At 69.1% G+C, this 1,451-nt stretch carries 1 protein-coding gene; it reads left to right on the top strand.

The genetic code is table 11. The features are described 5' to 3' along the window. Positions 1–69: 69 nt before the first annotated feature. Positions 70–1,335, top strand: coding sequence for an IS701 family transposase (locus tag ACWEN3_RS46520; RefSeq protein ID WP_452984488.1), 1,266 nt, complete (start codon positions 70–72; stop codon positions 1,333–1,335). Positions 1,336–1,451: the final 116 nt, after the last annotated feature.

Below are 1,451 nucleotides of genomic sequence, written 5' to 3'. Positions count from 1 at the left end.
CTAGTAGTGCTTGGTCAGGTCGGTTGTGGTGGTGCGTGTCCTCTGGGCCCGGTGTGGCGTTGAGTGTGCGTGACTCCGGACGAGATTGCTGTGGTGCGTGGCGAGTTGGAGACGTTCGCGGCGGAGGTGTTCGAGCCGTTCGCGCGCAAGGATCAGCGTCGGTGGGGGCAGGTCTACCTGCGGGGGCTGCTGACCGACGGGCAACGAAAGTCGGTCGAGCCGATGGCCGCCCGGCTCGGGGAGGACGGCAATCGTCAGGCCCTGGCCAACTTCATCACCACCAGCCCCTGGGACCCGGCACACATCCGGGCCCAGCTCGCCTGGCGGATGGAGGAGGTGATCGGGTCGGACGCCCTGGTCTTCGACGACACCGGGTTCCTCAAGGACGGGACCGCCTCGGCATGCGTGTCGCGGCAGTACACCGGTACCGCGGGCAAGGTCACCAACTGCCAGGTCGGCGTCTCGCTCCACCTCGCGTCCGACCACGCCTCGGCAGCGATCAACTGGCGGCTGTTCTTGCCCCAGACCTGGGATCCCGACTCACCGAAAGCCGATGCGGACAAGGTCGCCCGCCGCACCGCCTGCGGCATCCCGGACGATGTCGGGCATGTGGAGAAGTGGCAGTTGGCCCTGGACATGCTCGATGAGACCCGCTCCTGGGGCATCGAGGTGCCGCTGGCCCTCGCGGACGCCGGATACGGCGACGCCGCCGCGTTCCGGCACGGACTGCGGGCCCGCGGCATGAACTACGTGGTGGGCATCTCCACCACGCTCTCAGCCCAGCCCGCCGACGCGGTGCCGGTGGCCGAGCCGTACTCCGGCACCGGACGCCCACCGGTGGCAAAGTATCCCGACAAGCCGCGGTCAGTGAAGGAGCTGGTCATCGAGGCGGGGCGGAAGGCAGCCCGGCCGGTGCAGTGGCGGGAGGGCTCCCGGCCCGGCACCGGCCGCTCGGGCCGCAAGCGGATGTACTCCCGCTTCGTGGCCCTGCGCATCCGGCCTGCCGGACGCGAGGTCCGCCAGGCCACCGACGGCCCGGAACTGCCGGAGTGCTGGCTGCTGGCCGAATGGCCGGCCGACGAGAACGAGCCGGTGCAGTTTTGGCTGTCCGATCTGCCCTCTGGCATGCCGCTGACCACACTGGTCCGCCTCGCCAAACTCCGCTGGCGCATCGAGCACGACTACCGGGAGATGAAACAGGCCCTGGGACTTGCCCACTTCGAGGGCCGGACCTGGAACGGATGGCACCACCACGTCACCCTCGTCTCCGTCGCGCACGCCTTTTGCACCCTGCAACGACTGGCCCGAGCCCCAAAAGACGCGGCGCCGGCCTGAGCCTCTACCAGGTCGTCCGCGAGCTACAGACACTCCTCGCCCTCTGGACCGGCGCCTGCCCCACCTGCCACTGCGACATACCCGCACCGATACGGACCTGACCAAGCACTACTAGT

This window comes from Streptomyces sp. NPDC004561 (assembly GCF_053602155.1).
The sequence above is the reverse complement of the archived record's forward strand: the minus strand, read 5'-3'. Positions and strand labels throughout refer to the sequence as shown.